Source organism: Alphaproteobacteria bacterium, from assembly GCA_040220875.1.
In the GTDB taxonomy this organism is placed as follows: Bacteria; Pseudomonadota; Alphaproteobacteria; order JAVJVX01; family JAVJVX01; genus JAVJVX01.
The window spans coordinates 48,781-66,579 of the sequence record JAVJVX010000009.1 but is presented as its reverse complement, the minus strand read 5'-3'; the positions used below and the strand labels follow the sequence as shown (position 1 = coordinate 66,579).

General features: G+C 62.0%; 12 protein-coding genes. 5 read left to right on the top strand and 7 right to left on the bottom strand.

The genetic code is table 11. The features are described from left to right. Positions 1–128: 128 nt before the first annotated feature. The gene (locus tag RLQ26_09805; GenBank protein ID MEQ9089021.1) at positions 129–1,406 is read left to right on the top strand and encodes a DUF1329 domain-containing protein; all 1,278 of its coding nucleotides are present in this window, start codon (positions 129–131) and stop codon (positions 1,404–1,406) included. Between the two features lie 90 nt (positions 1,407–1,496). Here the strand turns inward: RLQ26_09805 and RLQ26_09800 are convergent, their stop codons facing one another. Both RLQ26_09800 and RLQ26_09795 read right to left on the bottom strand, forming a co-directional pair. After that, positions 1,497–2,048 (bottom strand): peroxidase, encoded by a 552-nt coding sequence (locus RLQ26_09800; protein MEQ9089020.1) that lies wholly within the window; start codon positions 2,046–2,048, stop codon positions 1,497–1,499. Between the two features lie 39 nt (positions 2,049–2,087). Beyond that, positions 2,088–2,768, bottom strand: coding sequence for a pyridoxamine 5'-phosphate oxidase family protein (locus RLQ26_09795; GenBank protein ID MEQ9089019.1), 681 nt, complete (start codon positions 2,766–2,768; stop codon positions 2,088–2,090). A gap of 209 nt (positions 2,769–2,977) precedes the next feature. Between RLQ26_09795 and RLQ26_09790 the strand changes: the two genes are divergently transcribed. Next, complete coding sequence (locus tag RLQ26_09790; GenBank protein MEQ9089018.1) at positions 2,978–3,718, top strand: DUF502 domain-containing protein; 741 nt, start codon at positions 2,978–2,980, stop codon at positions 3,716–3,718. 17 nt (positions 3,719–3,735) lie between these two features. Here RLQ26_09790 and recG read toward each other — a convergent pair whose 3' ends face one another. Further along, complete coding sequence (gene recG / locus RLQ26_09785; protein ID MEQ9089017.1) at positions 3,736–5,817, bottom strand: ATP-dependent DNA helicase RecG; 2,082 nt, start codon at positions 5,815–5,817, stop codon at positions 3,736–3,738. A gap of 172 nt (positions 5,818–5,989) precedes the next feature. Here recG and RLQ26_09780 point away from each other — a divergent pair, with 172 nt between their 5' ends. Both RLQ26_09780 and mfd read left to right on the top strand, forming a co-directional pair. Then, positions 5,990–6,271, top strand: coding sequence for a succinate dehydrogenase assembly factor 2 (locus RLQ26_09780; protein MEQ9089016.1), 282 nt, complete (start codon positions 5,990–5,992; stop codon positions 6,269–6,271). Next, positions 6,268–9,828 carry a transcription-repair coupling factor gene (gene mfd, locus RLQ26_09775; GenBank protein ID MEQ9089015.1) on the top strand — a complete coding sequence of 1,187 codons (3,561 nt, stop codon included), beginning with the start codon at positions 6,268–6,270 and terminating at the stop codon, positions 9,826–9,828. Before RLQ26_09780 ends, mfd begins: the two co-directional genes overlap by 4 nt. Here the strand turns inward: mfd and RLQ26_09770 are convergent. Together RLQ26_09770 and RLQ26_09765 are read right to left on the bottom strand one after the other, a co-directional pair. Beyond that, positions 9,825–10,538 (bottom strand): DsbA family oxidoreductase, encoded by a 714-nt coding sequence (locus RLQ26_09770; protein ID MEQ9089014.1) that lies wholly within the window; start codon positions 10,536–10,538, stop codon positions 9,825–9,827. The genes mfd and RLQ26_09770 overlap by 4 nt on opposite strands. Beyond that, positions 10,538–11,731 carry a tetratricopeptide repeat protein gene (locus RLQ26_09765; GenBank protein ID MEQ9089013.1) on the bottom strand — a complete coding sequence of 398 codons (1,194 nt, stop codon included), beginning with the start codon at positions 11,729–11,731 and terminating at the stop codon, positions 10,538–10,540. The genes RLQ26_09770 and RLQ26_09765 overlap by 1 nt, the downstream gene beginning before the upstream one ends. 483 nt (positions 11,732–12,214) lie before the next feature. On the opposite strand from RLQ26_09765, the gene RLQ26_09760 reads away from it, so the two are divergent. Beyond that, positions 12,215–13,171: a crotonase/enoyl-CoA hydratase family protein gene (locus RLQ26_09760; GenBank protein MEQ9089012.1), complete on the top strand. Its 957-nt coding sequence runs from the start codon at positions 12,215–12,217 to the stop codon at positions 13,169–13,171. 21 nt (positions 13,172–13,192) lie between these two features. On the opposite strand, the gene RLQ26_09755 is transcribed toward RLQ26_09760, so the two are convergent. Beyond that, positions 13,193–15,823, bottom strand: coding sequence for an ATP-binding protein (locus RLQ26_09755; GenBank protein ID MEQ9089011.1), 2,631 nt, complete (start codon positions 15,821–15,823; stop codon positions 13,193–13,195). Continuing rightward, positions 15,823–17,427 carry an ATP-binding protein gene (locus tag RLQ26_09750; protein MEQ9089010.1) on the bottom strand — a complete coding sequence of 535 codons (1,605 nt, stop codon included), beginning with the start codon at positions 17,425–17,427 and terminating at the stop codon, positions 15,823–15,825. Before RLQ26_09750 ends, RLQ26_09755 begins: the two co-directional genes overlap by 1 nt. Between the last annotated feature and the right edge of the window lie 372 nt (positions 17,428–17,799).

The following is a 17,799-nucleotide window of genomic DNA, read 5'->3' as shown; positions in this document are numbered from 1 at the left end:
GGAAAATACGTATACAGGAATGGTGGGATGTTTCAGTTTGGAAGCGTTCGAAGTCCTGAGAAGCGTGTAACGGCGGGACGTCTCGCGACGAACCGCGCGGTCCCAACCTCAGATGGGGAGCCTCATAAATGAAATTGCTTAAAAGCAGCGCCGCCGTAACCCTGGCGGTGGTTTTTGCCGGCATGTCGTCGGGAGTAGCGGCGCAGGATACAACAGAAGTCGCACCCGGCACCGTGATTACCAGTTCCAACATCGACGAATTGAAGAAGGGAACCTTTCAGGGATATCCCGTCGCCGACCTGCTGTCGGAAAAAATTGAATGGCAGGTACGGGAGTGGAACCTGACACTTCCACTGGTTGCACCGAAGCCTATCCCGCGCGATCCGCGGTTGTTGGAGGCTACCGAGCGCTACTCGGCCAGTGTCCAGTATGACCCGGCGACAAAGATGGTCACGGGCTACAAGGCCGGGGTTCCGTTCCCGAACATCGACATGAACGACCCGCATAGCGGGGCCAAGGTCGTCTGGAACTTTACCTATTCACAGCCCCGGGCCGACGTGCAGGATCTCAGCAAATTCGCTTTCCTTCTGATCGACGGCGAAACCGGCCTCGAACGCCGCCAGTTCTGGGGATATCTGCGCTACTACATGAAGGGCCTCGTCCGGGATACCAACAATCCGGTCGAGGGCGACGGCACGATCCTCGACAAGCTGCTCTTATGGGCCTGGTATCCGCAGGATATTCGGGGACTCGGCACGTTCACGCTGCGCTACGATACGGGCAAGCTCCCCGACGTATGGGCTTATGTCCGGACCGTGCGTCGCGTGCGGCGGCTGTCGGGCGGCGCCTGGATGGATCCTATCGGCGGCACCGATCAGCTTCAGGACGACATCGAGATCTTCAACGCTCATCCAAGCTGGTACCAGAGCTACAAGATTCTGGAAAAGCGTCCGATCCTCTATGTCGCCAACTCTCTGAAGCCGACCTGGGTGGAAGACGCCGCGGACCCGATCCAGCAACATCCGCGTGTCGATCTGGAAAACCCGCCCTATTGGAACCCGGTAGACAACTGGGAACCGCGCGAAGTCTACGTGGTCGAGTCGATCCCGCCGGCGGAGCATCCGTACAGCAAGAAAATCTTCTACGTGGATGCCGGCAACTGGCGCCCGATATTCGGCGAGATGTATGACAAGAAAGGTGAATTCTGGAAGTTCCAGAACTTTGCGTCATGGCCCCTCAAGACCGAGGACGGCGGTTCGGCGGTTCTGTCGGCCTGGGGACAGACAGCCGATTTCCAGCGTCGCCACGCGACGATCTTCCAGTCGCACGACTCCTGGCGGGTCAATCCGCCTGACGTGACGGCACAGGAAGTGACGCTGAACCAGCTGGAAGCGGGCGGCCGCTAAGGCATTCAACGCACAAACCGAAAAACGCGACGAGAAAGGGCGGGTCCTTGGACCCGCCCTTTCCTTAAAGCGACAACCCGGTGCCGCGAGTTACTCGGCCGGTTCTTTCAATCTTTCGATGATCGGCATGTAGCCGTCCTCTGCCATCATCTTGCCGCCCATCGCGACCATATCCGGATCATTCGGCACGCCGAGGCCTTCCACGATCCGGTTGAAGAGATTGGCCAGTCCGACGACATTGGCCAGATGAACGAGCGCGGTCTCGCTCCATCCGGCCTCCAGGATGGCGTCGATATCCGTCTGGCCGACACTGCTCGGCCGCAACGTCAGTTTACGCGCATAGGCAAGAACCGGACGCAGGTTTTCCGGGGCGTTGATCAGGTTTGGATCGTCCACCAGATCCCGGACGAGCCCTTTCTCGCCGCCGAGTATCTCAACCGTGATGGTGTGGGACGTCTCGCAGAACCCGCAGTTGTTCAGGCCCGAACAGAAGGCGAAAACGGTTTCCCGGTCCAGGGCGGAGAAGGGCGAGTCGCCGCGCATAACCTCTTCGACATAAGCGATTTGCGCCCGGGTGAGGGCGGGGTGATCCAACAGGATGTGAACAAGGGAATGTTTCGGTTTCGACGGAAGATAGCTCATTATCCGGTCTCCCTTTGTTTCGGTTCTTGATTTGAAGGTTCAGTACAACTCGTCCTTGTAGACGTGATCGACAAGGGCCTCGATCTTTTCGAGTCCCGTATCCGTCGATGCTCCGTCCTGGGTGACGATGAATTCTGCCAGGCTCGGTACCGTGCCCGGGGCGACCCGGCTGTCCTCATCCCAGAGGCGGGAGCGGACCATGGCCTTGCCACAGTGAATGTAAACCAGGTCGATTTCGATAACGATGGCGGCCGGCGGGTTCTTGCCGTCAACCCTGCCCGATTCGAGAAGCTTGTCATCGAGTGTGATCCGGGCTCGTCCCTCGACCCGCAGGGTTTCCGAGACGCCGGGGATCATGAAGATCAGGGCAATCCTGTCATTCTGGACCATGTTCTCCAAACCGCGGATTTTGCGGTTGCCCGGTCGATCCGGAATAAGCAGCGTGCGGTCGTCCAGCACCCGCACAAAACCGGGGGCGTCGCCCTTGGGCGAAACACTCGGCTGGCCCGACGCATCGGCGGTAGCAAGACAAATAAAGGGCGAATGTGCGATAAATCTTCGGTGCAGCGCGTCCAGGGCCGGCTTGTGAAGTGCGAGGGCCATCTCCAGAGGCTCGCCGTAGTGCTCGCGCAGGGGTCCGGCGTCCTTTACCAGTTTCGCCGGCGAAGAACTGCCGGCGGCGGAGCGGTCCGGCGCCGGCCTGTCGTTTGAAGCAGTCATACCGGCCCCCCTTCGTTGGCGGCGGACGGGATCGGGTGTCGGCCGCTCGGAAAAGCCTAGCAGGACGGCCGGGCCAGGTCTAACGCATGTTCCATGCTGCAGGGGCCTCGGGAAGCCGCTGGAATTGCTTTGATTATTGTGCTCAAAACGCCTCAGGCGCATCATGCCAGGCGCCCGGTAATCCCGGAGAGGGGCGGAAAGGAAGCCGAGTGAGCGAGACATCGCAAACACCAGACGGTCAGAATGACGGCCTCGCCGGGCCGCCACCCAAGCTGCCGTCGGCCCGGGTCCGGCTGCTGCAAAAGCTCAGGGCCTATTTCCTGACCGGCGTTCTTGTGACCGCGCCGCTCGGCCTGACGATCTATCTGGCATGGATATTCATCGATTTCGTCGACAACCAGATCACGCCGCTTTTTCCCGACAAATACAATCCCGAGAACTATCTGCCATTTGCCATACCTGGCATCGGGCTTCTGGTTGCAATCATCGGCCTGACCATCATCGGCGCCGTCACCGCCGGTTTTTTTGGCCGGGCCCTGATCCGCGCAAGCGAGCGGATTCTCGCCCGCATGCCTGTAATCCGGAACATCTACAGCGTCTTCAAGCAGCTCTTTGAAACGGTGCTGGCCGATCAATCTAAAGCGTTCCGGGAAGTCGTCCTCCTGGAATACCCACGACGCGACATCTGGGCGGTTGGCTTCCTCACGAGCGGCACCAAGGGAGAAGTGGGTGAAAAAACCGACAAGGACATGGTCAACGTCTTTCTGCCCACCACACCGAATCCCACGTCTGGCTATCTCCTGTTCGTGCCACGCGAAGACGTCATCACCCTCGAGATGACCGTGGAAGAAGGCATCAAGCTGGTGGTCTCGGCCGGGATAATCACGCCGCCGACCAAGGCGGAGAAGGTGGCACGAGCCGCCGCGCTGGCCAAGAAAAAGGGGCGCTAGGGCGCCGTGACCGGCTGTCAGCCGATGCGGGCGTATTTGACGACCGAATCCCGCTCGAACAGGTAAAGGAGTATCCGGAGCGCGGCACCGCGCGGCGAGGATAAGTCAGCGTCCTTTTCCAGAATCAGCCTCGCATCGTCGCTGGCGATTTGCAGCAGATCGTCATGCTGGGCCAAATCCGCCAGACGGAATTCCGGCAGGCCGCTTTGGCGCGTCCCCAGAACCTCGCCCGCCCCGCGCAACCGCAGGTCTTCTTCCGCAATCCGAAAACCGTCGTCGGTCTCACGGATTACCTTCAGGCGCTGGCGCGCCGTCTCCCCGGCCGTTTTGTGATAGAGCAGCAGACAGGTCGACGGTCGGTCGCTGCGCCCGACGCGACCGCGAAGCTGGTGAAGCTGGGAGAGGCCGAAACGCTCGGCGTGTTCGATAACGATCAGTGTTGCTTCCGGCACATCGACACCGACTTCGATCACGGTCGTTGCCACGAGAACGCGGATCTCCCCGGCAGCAAAGGCTGCCATCATCGAGTCTTTTTCCGGACCTTTCATACGCCCGTGGACGAGACCCACACGTTCGCCGAAGATTTCCTTGAGCTGCGCGAACCTGTCCTCGGCGGCCGCGAGATCGAGGGATTCGGACTCGGCAACGAGTGGGCAGACCCAGTAGGCGCGCGATCCGGCCTCCACGGCGCGCCTGAGCCCGTCGATCACCTCGTCGAGCCGGTCCAGCATCACGGTCCTGGTATCGATGGGCCGGCGGTTGGCGGGCTTTTCCAGGAGGCGCGAGACATCCATGTCCCCGTAAGCTGTCAATGTCAGCGTGCGCGGAATGGGCGTTGCCGTCATCACCAGCATGTCCACCGCCGCCCCCTTGGCGGCAAGCGCCAGGCGCTGGTGGACGCCAAAGCGGTGCTGTTCGTCGATAATGGCGAGACGAAGATCGCGGAACGTCACGTCCTTTTCGAAGACGGCATGTGTCCCGACCGCGATCTGTGCCTCGCCGCGTTCGAGCGCAGCCAGACGCGCCTCACGCGCCGCCCCCCGTTCGCGCCCGGTGACCAGGATGCACTCGATCCCCGCCGTCCGGGCGAGGTCCGAGATCGTGGCGTGGTGCTGGCGGGCGAGGACTTCGGTCGGTGCCATCAGTGCCGCCTGGCCGCCGGCCTCGACCGCGATGGCCATGGCGAGAAGAGCCACGATTGTCTTGCCGCTACCAACGTCCCCTTGCAGCAGGCGGAGCATGCGGGCCGACGACGCCATATCGGTCGCGATTTCCGCCAGCGCCGTTTCCTGGGAGTTCGTCAACGTGAAGGGCAGGGCCGCCCGGATTTTCGCCTGCCGCTCACCGGTTCCGGATACCGGCTGCCCCCGGCGCCGGCGGAGATCGCGACGCACCAGGCCGATCGCAAGCTGATTGGCAAGAAACTCGTCATAGGCGAGGCGGCGGCGAGCGGGGGAAAGCGGAGAGAGATCGTCGGCCTTCTCCGGATGATGAGCCATTTCGAGCGCCTCGGCCCAGCCTTGCCAGTTTTCGCGCGCGAGCAGGGCCGGGTCGATCCATTCCGGCAGCGTCGGCAGGCGGTCGATCGCCGCCTCGATCGCCCGGATCAGGGGACGAGGGGTCAGCCCGGCCGTCAGGCGGTAGACCGGCTCGATACGCAAGGCGCTGTCCGCCGCCTCCAGGGGAACGATGAGATCGGGGTGGGTCATCTGTAGCTGCCCGCGAAACCGTTCCACGGTCCCGCTCACCAGCCGCTCGGCCCCGATGGGCAAGGTTTTTTTGAGATAATCCCCCTTGGCATGAAAGAAAATCAGGGCCATGTCTCCAGTCCCGTCGCTACACAGCACCCGGTAGGGCAGGCGCCGGGTAGGGGGCGGCTCGTGCGCCATCACGGTTACTTTCAGCGTGACCACGGTATTTTCGGGCGCGGCGTCGATCTTCGGCTGAAATCGCCGGTCGATAAACGATACCGGCAGATGCCAGAGGAGATCCACCAGCGCCGGCCCCGCGAGGCGCTGTACCAGCTTGGCCAGCCGGGGACCTATTCCGGGCAGGCTTGTCACCGGTGCAAACAGGGGAAACAGGATTTCGGGGCGCATGCAGGCTCGTTCCCTGAGTGACGGACGGACCCGGCTGGGCCAGCCAGGGATGACGTGGACAGGACCGGTGTCGCGACCCCCGGACTCGCAGGATTCTCGGAGACGATGGGGGACTGGGGCTGACACCCGAATTTCGACGGAGTATATCCTAGGCCCGGTTCCGGAGGACTCAATGGCCCAATCGCGCGAATCCCTCGAGGCGCGCCGCAAAAGACTCGCTTACCGAAGCCACCATCGGGGCTCGAAGGAGATGGATCTCATGATGGGCAGCTTCGCGGACAAATTCCTCCCGGCCTTCGGCCCCAGGGAACTGGCGGAATACGAGCGGATCATGACCTGCGACGATCCCGAACTCTACGACTGGCTGCTCGGGCACACACCTGTCCCGCATGAGTTGCAGAACGGCACCATGGAGTGCCTGTGCCGGCATGTACGGGAACAGTTTGTCCGTTGACCGATTTCGCCACGCTCATCACCGGCAAAGGCCGGCGGCAGTTCTCCGACGTACCCGAGGGCTTTGACGGCTATATTCTGGCCCGCCTCCACCAGGCGGCCAGCCCGGGCCAGACCCTTCTGCACGTCGCCCTCGATGAAGGCCGGGCAACACGTCTCAGGGATTGTCTCGCCTTTTTTGCGCCCGATGCCGACATCGTTCTGCTCCCCGGCTGGGATTGCATGCCCTATGACCGCGTCTCTCCCCGCCCGGAAATCGCCAGCGAACGGGTGGCAGCCCTCGGCCGGCTTGCAGCAGCCGGCCGGAACAACCTCGTGGTAATCGCCACGGTCAGTGGCATCCTTCAGCGCGTTCCCCCCGCCGCCACACTCGCGCAAGCCAGCCTGACCATAGAGTCCGGTACCCGGCTCGTCGCCGAAGAACTGATCGAATTTCTGCAGCGTAACGGCTATGCACGCGTCGATACCGTACACGACCACGGCGATTTTGCGCTCCGGGGCGGCATCATTGATCTCTTCCCGCCCGAGCGGTCTTATCCGCTGCGCCTCGATTTGTTCGGCGACGAGCTCGAGTCGATCCGGGAATTCGATCCAGCGGACCAGCGCTCAACGGGGCCGGTGAAGCGGGCGGTCTTGGGACCGACCAGTGAGGTGCGGCTGGAAGAAGCCACGATCAAGGCCTTCCGGCAGGGCTATCGCCAACTGACCGGTGCTGTGGCCGGACATGATCGGCTGTATGAGGGCATCAGCGAAGGGCGCCGCCATCCCGGAATGGAACAATATCTGCCGTTGTTTTATCCCGAAATGGCGACCGTCTTCGATTACCTGCCGGACGGGATCGTCACTCTCGACTACCAGACGGACGAGGCCGTGGCGGCGCGGCTTGAGCTGATCCGCGATTATTACGAAGCCCGGCTTGGCTACGCCCGGTCAAAATCGGCAAATGACCAGGCCCGCCTCATTCCGCTGTCGCCTGACCGGCTTTATCTGACCCGGGAAGAATGGGAGACGCGCGTCGCAGCATTTCCGGTTCGGGCTTTCTCGCCCTTCGCGGAACCGGGTGAAGCGGCTGGCGACGAACGCGCACCCGTCAGCCTGGGCGGTGGCCCGGGGGAGGATTTCGCCCCGGCCCGCAATACACCCGGCATGAATGTCTTCGACGCGGTCCAGGATAGGGTCAAACAACGCCATGAGGCAGGGGGCAAGGTCGTCATCGCCGCATATACCGAGGGATCGGCCGAGCGACTGCAGAATTTACTGAAAGAGCATGGCGCCGGCCCGATCCGGCGGGTTTCGGCATGGCCGGAAATCGCGACGTCCAGGGCGAGGGCGCTATATCTTACCGTGCTGGGGCTGGAACGAGGGTTCAGCTTCGGGGACACGCTTTTTCTGAGCGAGCAGGATATCCTCGGAGACCGGCTCGTCCGTCGCGGTCAGCGCCGGCGCAAGGCGGACGCATTCATTACCGAAGCTTCGGCCCTGGCCGAGGGCGATCTGGTCGTACATGCGGAGCATGGGATCGGGCGCTACGAAGGACTGGAAACGCTGGAGGTCGGCGGCGCCCCCCATGACTGCCTGAGGCTCCTCTATGCCGACGAGGCGCGGCTCTTCGTTCCGGTCGAGAATATCGAGGTCCTTTCCCGTTTTGGCGCCGATCAGGGAACCGTTCGCCTCGACCGGCTGGGCACCGCGGCCTGGCAGGCAAGATCAGCCCGCGTGCGGGAACGCATCCGCGAGATTGCCCATGAGCTGATCGGTATCGCCGCGGCCCGTGCCCTCAGGCCGGCCCCCGAGATTGCACCGCCTGAAGGCGCTTACGCCGAGTTTTCTGCCCGGTTCCCGTTTCACGAAACTGAGGATCAGGAGCGCGCGATAACCGAGTGTCTGGCCGATCTTACCTCGGGCCGGCCCATGGACCGGCTTATTTGCGGCGACGTGGGTTTCGGCAAGACCGAGGTCGCCCTGCGCGCCGCCTTCGTCGTAGCCATGTCCGGCCGGCAGGTCGCCATTGTGACGCCGACAACGCTGCTGGCGCGCCAGCATTACCAGACCTTCCGACAGCGCTTCGACGGGCTGCCCGTGCAGATCGGTCAGCTTTCGCGTCTGGTTAACGCCCGCCGGGCGGCCGAAATCCGGGCTGGCGTCGAAAGCGGCGAGATCGACATTGTCGTGGGCACCCATGCCTTGCTGTCAAAAAATATCAAGTTCCGGGAACTCGGTCTCGTCATTGTGGATGAAGAGCAGCACTTCGGCGTAGAGCAGAAAGAGAGACTCAAGCGCTTGCGAAGTGACGCCCACGTGCTGACGCTGACCGCGACACCGATACCACGGACGCTACAACTTGCGCTTTCGGGCGTGCGGGAAATGAGCCTGATCGCGACACCTCCCGTGGATCGGCTTGCGGTGCGCACGTTCATCATGCCCTATGACGCATTGACCGTGCGTGAAGCTATAATGCGGGAACACTTCCGGGGCGGTCAGACCTTCTATGTGTGCCCCCGGGTTCAGGATCTGAGCGGCGTTCACGAACAACTGAGGGAGCTGGTGCCCGAGGTCCGGGTCGTGGTCGCCCACGGCGGAATGGGAGCGAGTGAGCTGGAAGACGTCATGTCGGCGTTCTACGACGGAAAATACGATGTGCTGCTGAGCACCCAGATCATTGAATCCGGACTCGATATTCCCAGCGCCAATACCATGATCATCCATCGGGCGGACATGTTCGGCCTGGCTCAACTTTACCAACTGCGTGGCCGGATCGGCCGGGCCAAGACCCGGGCATATGCCTATCTGACGCTTCCGCCCGGGAAGCGGCTGACGGCATCCGCGACCAGACGGCTTGAAGTGTTTCAGACGCTCGACACACTGGGAGCGGGATTTACGCTCGCTTCTCACGACCTTGACATCCGGGGAGCAGGCAATCTGCTCGGGGACGAACAGTCGGGGCATATCCGGGAAGTCGGAGTCGAGCTTTATCAGCAGATGCTGGAAGAGGCGGTCGCCAACCTCCGTGCCGAGGATAAGCCGGGCGGCAGGCCGGAGGATCATAGCTGGACGCCACAGATTACCATGGGGACGCCGGTCCTGATTCCGGAAAGCTATGTCAGGGATCTGAATGTTCGCCTCGGCCTGTACCGTCGGCTTTCGGTCCTGGTCGACCGGCGCGAGATCGAGGCCTTCGCTGCCGAGCTGGTAGACCGTTTCGGCACCCTGCCGCAGGAAGTCGAGAACCTGCTCGAAATTGTCGCCATCAAGCAGTATTGCCGTGCCGCAGGAGTAGAGAAAATCGATGCCGGCCCGAAGGGCGCGGTCGTCACTTTTCGCGGGAGCAACTTCGCCAACCCCGACGGTCTTGTCGGGCTTATTCAGAAGGCCCGCGGCGATCTGAAGCTCAGGCCCGACTTTCGGCTCGTCCGTAGCGCTGACTGGCCGCGTCCCGAGGACCGGGTGAGGGGCAGCAAGACCCTCCTCGAATCTCTGGCCTCGCTGATCGGTGAAGGTCTCGGGGACGGCGCGCCTGGGGAGGCCGCCGGCAGGTCGCGGGCGGCGTCCAGCGTCTAGTCGCGGTCCTTCGGGTCGGCGTTGGCGAGATCGGCATCGGTATCGTTCGCCGTCGTTTCCATCTCGGCAATCCGCTCGAATACCTGAACGAAAGCGTCCGGCTCCTGTGCGCCCACGACCGCATACTTGCCATCGATGATGAAGCAGGGCACGCCCTGGATGCCAACTGACGAGGCGAGGGACATTTCGTTCTCCACAACGTCGAACCCGTCACCACTGTCATAGGTCTCACGGACGGAATCAGGATCAAGTCCCGACACAGCCCCGATCTCGACCAGCGTTTCCCGGTCTCCGATATCCGCCCCCTCGAGGAAATAGGCGCGGAAAAGATTTTCGACCACCTCGTCCTGCATTTCGGGCGTTGGCGCCATGTTGATCAGCCGGTGCGCATCGACGGTGCTAGGGGTGCGCCCGATAGCGTCGAAGTTGAAATCTATGCCTTCGGCCTCACCGGCCTCGCGAACGCGCGCGTAAATTTCTTGCGCCGCTTCGGGGTCGCCGAATTTGGTTGCCATATATTCGTCGCGGTCCATGCCTTCATCCGGCATGCCGGGGTTAAGCTGGAATACGCGCCACCTGATCGCCAGATCGGGTATGGGGTGATCTGCGAGGAAGCGTTCCAGCCGACGCTTGCCGATGAAGCACCAGGGACAAACGGGGTCCGAGAAGATATCGATCTGCATAAGGCTGAGTATAGACTCGACCCGCACTATATCGCCAACAGTTCACGGGACTTGTTGTCTTCACGATTTTCCGGTTCTGAATCGGAACCGTTCGGTGCTTCTGGCGCATCTGATGTATCTGGCGCCTCGGACATCGTGGATTCTTCTGCCGGATCGGGTCCGACCTCAGGTCCGGCCTCGGGTCCTGTGTCGGGTCTCGCTCTGGCCGCGTCTGCCGCCCTCTCGGCACCGGGGGTGTCCGTTGCCGGGTCCGGTGCCATCGGACCGGGCGGGGCCGGCTTGGCCGTTGGAACGGGCACCATGAGGCGTGGAGGGGCCGAGGCCGAGGGACGCGCGGGATCGGGAGGCAGGGCTGCGATCGATTCGGCGGGGGCCGCGTCCGCCTTGCCACCGGTATCGGGAACGAGCCCCACGGCCCGTCCGATCGCCTGAAGATCACCCGACTCGCGCAGCAGCCCGTAATAGGCAAGATTGGCCGCGACCGAGTCGGGAGGCAGATCGAGAGCGGCAATGCGGGCCGCCTCGTCCTCCTCTCCCAGCAAACCGAGTGCCAGGGCGAAATTCTGCCGCGTGCGGGTTCCCGCGCCCGGCATGGCGGTGGCGTTCTGCAGGATCCGGGCCGCTTCCGGCCAGTCGCCCGTGACCAGAAGGGACAGGGCGAGATTATTCTGAAGGCCCCGGGCGCCCGGATGGCGGGCGAGGCCATCGCGATACATCTTTTGGGCGCCGTCATGGTCGCCGGAAAGATCGAGCGCAATGCCGAGCCCGTTGAACAGGCTTGGATCCCGGGCACCGGCTTGCCGCGCATCCTGCAAATGAGACAGGGCGAGGGCCGCCTGACCGGCACTCAGGTAGCTCAACCCCAGGCCGAGATGGGCCGCGGTGTTTCCCGGCACGGTCTCAAGCGCGGCGCGATAGGCGCGACGGGCGTCCTCGTGACGGCCTGCCGCCGCCATGATATCGCCGGACGCCACCAGCGGCGCGGGATTGCCGGGATCGGCCTCATAAGCCTTTTCGTACATGCGCAGCGCGCTCACGGGATCGCCCGCGGCGAGGGTCTTGTCGGCGACCCGGATCAGCCGGGCCGCCTGCGCCGCACCGTCCTCGAGTCTCTCGCTGTGGCCGACGCCGGCGGACCTGTCTGTGATGGGTCGCGGGTCCGTTGGCGACGACGCACACGCGCCAAGCAGGAGGACGGCGAGTGCAAATCCCGCGAACATGCCCGCCCGCCGGCAGGGGCCATCAGCTCCAACCGCTTCCGGGTCCATTCTCCTTGGGTCAGCCATCGCGCCCTCAATCGCTCAGGAATCGCCGCCCGTTTTGCCCGGCATTCGGCGGTCCAACACGTGCGGATGCTACCGCACGCGGCTTTAAGGAAGATTGAAAGCCGGAGCGCCGCTTTCCAAACCACAATCCCTTGTGGTTGCTCTGGAAGATGCATTCCAAGTCTTGCGGCGGGCGCTTCTTCTTTACCGTCTGTTAACTATGATGATACGCTTTTTGCGTGGCCCTTGCGAGGGAGCAGGCGACAGGCCGTAAATGTCAAGGCGGCCGAAACGCCGCGAGCGGCCGCCATTTGGCGCATTAACCGCGGGCACCGGGAATCGCAGGGCAGCCCAGGCCGCATGGGGGCGGCGAGTATGAGCAACGGGGTTGGAAACGGCCGCGGCGGCCCGGGTTCCGAGGGCACACTCCCTCGTCGCATGGGCGGTCCCGGAGACGTCGTCTCGTTCACGACGAGACTGGTCGAAGGCGCCACCGCGCGGGCACCGGACGAAACGGCGGGCCGGCACACCCACCCGTTTCAGGAGCTTTCGACCTGCCAGGAACTTGACGTCGAGTTCGAGGAGCAGGAAAGGATCCTGTGGTGCTTCATGCGCCCCGAAGGGCGCCCGTGCTTCACTCCCGGACTTCTCGAAGACAGCCGGCGGGTACAGCACGCCCTGGAACGGCAATTCATCTTTCACCATGACACGACAGCCGCGCCCCTCAACTACCTGATCCTTGCTTCCCGAGTGCCCGGTATTTTCAACCTGGGAGGCGACCTGCGGCTGATATCCCGGCTCGTGCGCGACAAGGATCGCGACGGTCTGCTGCGGTATGCCCGGGCATGCATAGATGTCTGTTTCGGCAATGCCTTGCACGGCGATTTTCCGATCATCACGATCTCTTTGGTGCAGGGCGAGGCACTGGGCGGTGGATTCGAGGCGGCGTTATCGGCCAACGTGCTGATTGCGGAAAAAGGATCCCAATTCGGGCTCCCGGAAGTGCTTTTCAATCTGTTTCCCGGAATGGGCGCCTACAATTTTCTGAGCCGCCGCATCGGCGGCGCAGCGGCCGAGCGCCTTATCCTGAACGGAAACATCCTCAAAGCGGAAGAGTTGTACGAAATGGGCGTGATCGATGTCCTGGCGGAAGAGGGACACGGCATCGAGGCCGTTTACGCTTATATCGACCAGCAACAAAGCAAGCGTAACGCCCAGCTCGGTGTCTATAGCGCGCGGCAGGCCGTCTCACCCATCCAATGGCAGGAACTCATGGAGGTCGGCCGCATATGGGTGGACGCGGCTCTGTCAGTCAGCGAGCGGGACGTGCGGAAGATGGAGCGCCTCGTCGCGGCGCAGGAGCGCCGTCTTCAGGCGCGTATGCCGGGGATATAATCTACGGCCTGTCCTCGCATATCAGGACCCGATCGCCGCGTCCGGATCGAGGCGATTGGCTTCCCTCACGAGGATGTCACGCAAATCGGCAAATTCCTGCCTCAGCATCTCGATATGCTGTGATCCCTCCCTCTTCAACCGGTCCGGCGAGGGGCTACGGAAATCCAGGCAGCGGTGATACATGCGCCGTGCGCCAATATCGGCGAGACTGCCGCGCAAGCCGTGAGCCACCGACCGATATTTCGCCACATCTCCTTCCGCGACCGACTTTTCAAGATCTGCCAGCAGACTTTCGCCATCACCGAGGAAGTCGCTGACGAGGTCGCGAAAGAATTTGGGATCCGATCCGCCAAGATTGTACAGATCCCGAAGCATGATGGTATCCAGGACCGGATCGCCCTGACGACCGAAACGTGGATGCACTGCGATATTGATCGGGGCGCCGGCATCGGAGACCGTTGTCACATCGGGCGCATCGCCGGATGAGCTGCCACTTCCACGTGCCGGGAAGAGTGTCTCGATCGTTGTCAGCAGCTGCAACGTATCCACCGGCTTGCCGATGACGGCCGTCAATCCCGCCTCCAGGCAGGCTGCCCGGGTTTCTTCCGTCACGTCGGCCGTAATGGCGATGAAGGGCAGGGGGGCCAGGTCCAGGTGAGTTACCCGATACATCTTGAAGAGATCGAGCCCGCTCATGCCCGGCAGGTTCAGATCGGTAAAGACGAGGTCGAATTCCTCGGCATCGAGCCGATCCAGCGCATCATCGCCGTTATCGACCAGTGTGACCTTGTGGCCGGCTCTGTTCAATAGCTTGGTCAGGACCATCCCGTTGGTCCGGTTATCCTCCACGAGGAGGATCGAGAGAGCTTGTCCCGACTCGGCGTTTATGGCCGGTGGCTGGCCGCCGGAAAATTCGCCCGCAGATTCGCTGGCTGCGAGGGCGGCATGTACCGACAGAAGAAGGTCTTCAGCAGTGAATGCTTCATCGAGGAACGCATGAAAATCGCGGCGCTCCTCCAAAGGCGGCGAATTGGTGCAAAGGATCAGGCGTGTTTTCTTGCGTCCGAACTGCTCGTACAGCCCGGCCGCCAGCAGGGGATAGGACGACGAGACACAATCCGCGTCGATTATCACAACGGACAGATCCTTGGCCGAGGCCGCGTTTTCTTCCGCCATGGAGCGCACCAGTTGGGGGATGTTCGGAACCGACCGGACCAGACCGCCCGCTTCCAAAACCGGCCTTTCGACACGGGACAGAAATGCGTCCCTGTCGGAAACCAGATACACCCGGCCGCGGACCGGCAACGAGTTTGGCGCTGCCATCCCGCCCGACTCGGGTTTTCTGAATGCAATCCAGATACGGAAAACCGATCCCTGTCCGGGCTCGCTGCTGACCTCGATTCCGCCGCCAAGGATCTCGACAATCTGGCGCACAATGGATAGCCCCAGGCCGGTGCCGCCGTATTGGCGCCCAATGGTATCGTCCGCCTGCGTGAAGCTGTCGAAAATCCGGGCCTGCTTCTCTTTCGGAATGCCGATACCGCTATCAACAACCTCGAACTGGAGCCGGGTCTCGTTGTCGGTCTCGTCGATTTTGGCGACCGATAACAGGATGTTGCCTTTTTCCGTAAATTTGATGGCGTTCCCGAGAAGATTGAGCAGGACCTGTTGCAGATGGTTTCCATCTCCGACGACGATTCCGGGGACTCCTTGTCCGACATGGCTGGAAACATTGAGGCCCTTGGCCGCGATTTGCGGTTCGACCATCGAGACAAGACCGGCCATCAGGGAATGAAGATCGAACGCGACTTCCTGCCTGGTGAGTTTTCCGGCCTCTATCTTGGAAAAATCCAGAATATCGTTGATCAGGTGCAAAAGGGTCCGGGCGGCCGTTTTGATGGTGGACACCATTTCGCGCTGATCGCCATCCCTCAGCGTATCCCGGAGGAGATCACTAATCCCGATCACGGCCGTCAGAGGGGTCCGCAGCTCGTGGCTCATATTGGCAAGGAAGCGGGACTTCGCCTTCGAGGCTTCCTCCGCAATGGCCTTGGCGCGGGTAAGCTTCTTCAACAGGGTAAGGGCGTAGCCCGGAATGACGATCAGGGCCAGGAGCAGCCCGGCTGCGAGGTGGGGCGCGGTATCGAGCCAGAAAGCGGTCGTCGAGATGACAAGGAGGAAGCCCGCAAGGCTAGCCGCCGCAGTCAGGATCAGATAACCGGGGCCATACCGGAACCCGTAACCCAGCGTGACCCAGAGATAGATCGGGTACAGTGGGGCGGCGAGTTCGCCCCCGAAATACAGAAACAGGGACAGGCTGAGCGTATCGAGCGCAATGCCGAAGCATCGCCGAGTGACGGAAGCCGCCGGCCAGATGACGATCGCCAGCATGATGGCGACGGCGAAGCCCTGTCCGGCCATGGCAATCATCATCATTGCCCTGACGCGGGGATCGGTGTCCAGCACCTCGCCGGACAGCGCAATGCAGTAACCGATAATCAGACCGCCAAGAATTACCCGGATAATGGCTTGTTCGTGCTCGCTGTCCGGCCGTGCCGCTAATCTTTCCCGCAAGCGTGTCAGGACGTTCCGATCCTGTCCCGCTGCCCTGGGCGGCATCGTTTTGACGGGTAGGGCCGAAAGCGGTTCCATCACGCGCTTTCGGCCCGGAGTCCGGAACCGTCGCTTGGAATCGTTCGTTCTTTCGGCAGGATCACCCGAACCGAAGTTCCTTCACCCTCCACGCTCGCGAGGCTGAGGGTGCCGGCGTGAAGCTCCACGAGCCGCTTCGACAAGGGAAGCCCGAGGCCGGTCCCCTTGTATTTGCGGCTGAGGGCACTCTCGACCTGACCGAAGGGGGTCAGTACCTTTTTGAGGTGCGCGGACGGAATGCCGATGCCCGTATCCACCACGTCAATGATGTAGCCGCCGTCCGGGGCAAGCCAGGCCTTCATTTCCACCTTGCCGCCGGGGTCAGTGAACTTGATCGCGTTCGACAGCAGGTTGATCATGACCTGTCGGATTTTGCGCCCGTCCGCCAACAGGCGCGGCGAATCGGGGGCAATCTCGACTTTGAGGGTGACCTCGTTCTCGTCTGCCTGGTCTTTCATGATCCGCGCGCAGGCGCTCAGGACTTCCTGCGGATCGACCACTTCCTCGTGAAGCTCGAGCTTGCCTATTTCCGCGACCGAAAGGTCCAGCATTTCATTTATGATATCGAGGAGATGTACGCCGCTTTCGCGGATGGCGCTGACGTATTCACGATATTTCTCATTCCCCAACGCGCCAAACAACTCGTCGTTCATGATTTCGGAAAAGCCGACGACAGCATTGAGAGGGGTGCGCAATTCATGGCTGATATGCGCAAGGAACTCGGTTTTGGTCTTGTCAGCCGCCTCGGCTGTATCGCGGGCGACCTCGATTTCCCGCTCCGCTTCCCGGCGGGTCGTGATGTCGCTGGAACTGGTCACGACGTGCACAACGCTGCCATTCGTCGGGCCCATCGGCGATTTCGTCGTCAGAAACGTGCGCGCGCAGCCTTGCCGGTCCACGATCGTTTCCTCGAACTCGGTTGCTCGCATGCCGGTTTCGCGGACGATGCGATCGGCCTCCATGTGCCGCCGGGCATAATCCTCGCCCATCACATCGGAAAGTGACCGTCCCACAGCATCCTGCGGCCGAATTCCAAGAATCTCTTCGTGGTGACGGTTCATAAAGACGAAACGGGCGTCCTGATCCGTTACGCTGATCAGGCTCGGGACAGCGTCGATCAGACTTTCAAGCTGAGCATGATTTTCGCGCAGCGCGTCCTGAAGCCGCCGGTCGGAAGTCGCGACCGCCTTGGCCAGGTCATCGGCGCGAAGTTGCGTCAGCCTGTGATGTGCACGAAGCGAGAGAAGGTTTTGCGAACGCGCCCGGAATTCCTCGTGATCGACGGGGCTGAGAAGAAAATCTGTGGCCCCGACCTGAAGCGCCTTATGGCGGAACTCGGGGTCCTCGTGGACCGTGACGACGATAACGGGCACATCGCTGCAACTGTGCAGGGCGCGGAACCTCGAGATGAACTCGGAGCCGTCCATCCCCGGCATCTCGTAGTCGGTAACGACAAGATCAGGGGTGTGGTCGCGTACCCATTCCAGGGCTTCGTCCGGCCGCGCGAAGGCTTCGACCCGAACGTCCTTTTCCACCGTGAACGCGAGTTGGGTCAGGATTGATCGGCTGGTCCGGAGATCGTCCAGAACGACGATCGTTGACATGCGCTTTCCCCTAGCAGATCGGGCGATCCGGATATCGAAGCGTCCGCACGGTCTGGCGTCCGAGGGGGAGTGGATCGGGCTGTCTTGGCGACAGGGCGGGTGTCTATTGTCCCTGACCTGCCCCGGGCCCCGTCCTCCGGCCTTGCTCATGCCCCCATTCGCCACCGGACAAAAACAATGAGATTAAAGTCCTTTATTTTTCGTTAAGATTTCGTTTCGCCGAGCCACGGCAAATGAACAAAAAAAGGAATTTCTTCATAATTTTCAGCAAATTAGCGTCGTTAATAGAAATTAACCCTGGCTTGCGGAAATTGGCGGTCCGGGAGCCTCCCAGGCATCCCGTTTCGTGTTATGCCGACGGAGACCAGGGCC

Coding starts and splice junctions, on each gene's coding strand:
- RLQ26_09795 (MEQ9089019.1), bottom strand. CDS start 2,768: ATGACTGCTTCAAACGACAGGCCGGCGCCGGACCGCTCCGCCGCCGGC.
- RLQ26_09750 (MEQ9089010.1), bottom strand. CDS start 17,427: ATGTCAACGATCGTCGTTCTGGACGATCTCCGGACCAGCCGATCAATC.
- RLQ26_09800 (MEQ9089020.1), bottom strand. CDS start 2,048: ATGAGCTATCTTCCGTCGAAACCGAAACATTCCCTTGTTCACATCCTG.
- RLQ26_09760 (MEQ9089012.1), top strand. CDS start 12,215: ATGGGCGGTCCCGGAGACGTCGTCTCGTTCACGACGAGACTGGTCGAA.
- RLQ26_09755 (MEQ9089011.1), bottom strand. CDS start 15,823: ATGGAACCGCTTTCGGCCCTACCCGTCAAAACGATGCCGCCCAGGGCA.
- RLQ26_09780 (MEQ9089016.1), top strand. CDS start 5,990: ATGGCCCAATCGCGCGAATCCCTCGAGGCGCGCCGCAAAAGACTCGCT.
- RLQ26_09805 (MEQ9089021.1), top strand. CDS start 129: ATGAAATTGCTTAAAAGCAGCGCCGCCGTAACCCTGGCGGTGGTTTTT.
- RLQ26_09765 (MEQ9089013.1), bottom strand. CDS start 11,731: ATGTTCGCGGGATTTGCACTCGCCGTCCTCCTGCTTGGCGCGTGTGCG.
- recG (MEQ9089017.1), bottom strand. CDS start 5,817: ATGCGCCCCGAAATCCTGTTTCCCCTGTTTGCACCGGTGACAAGCCTG.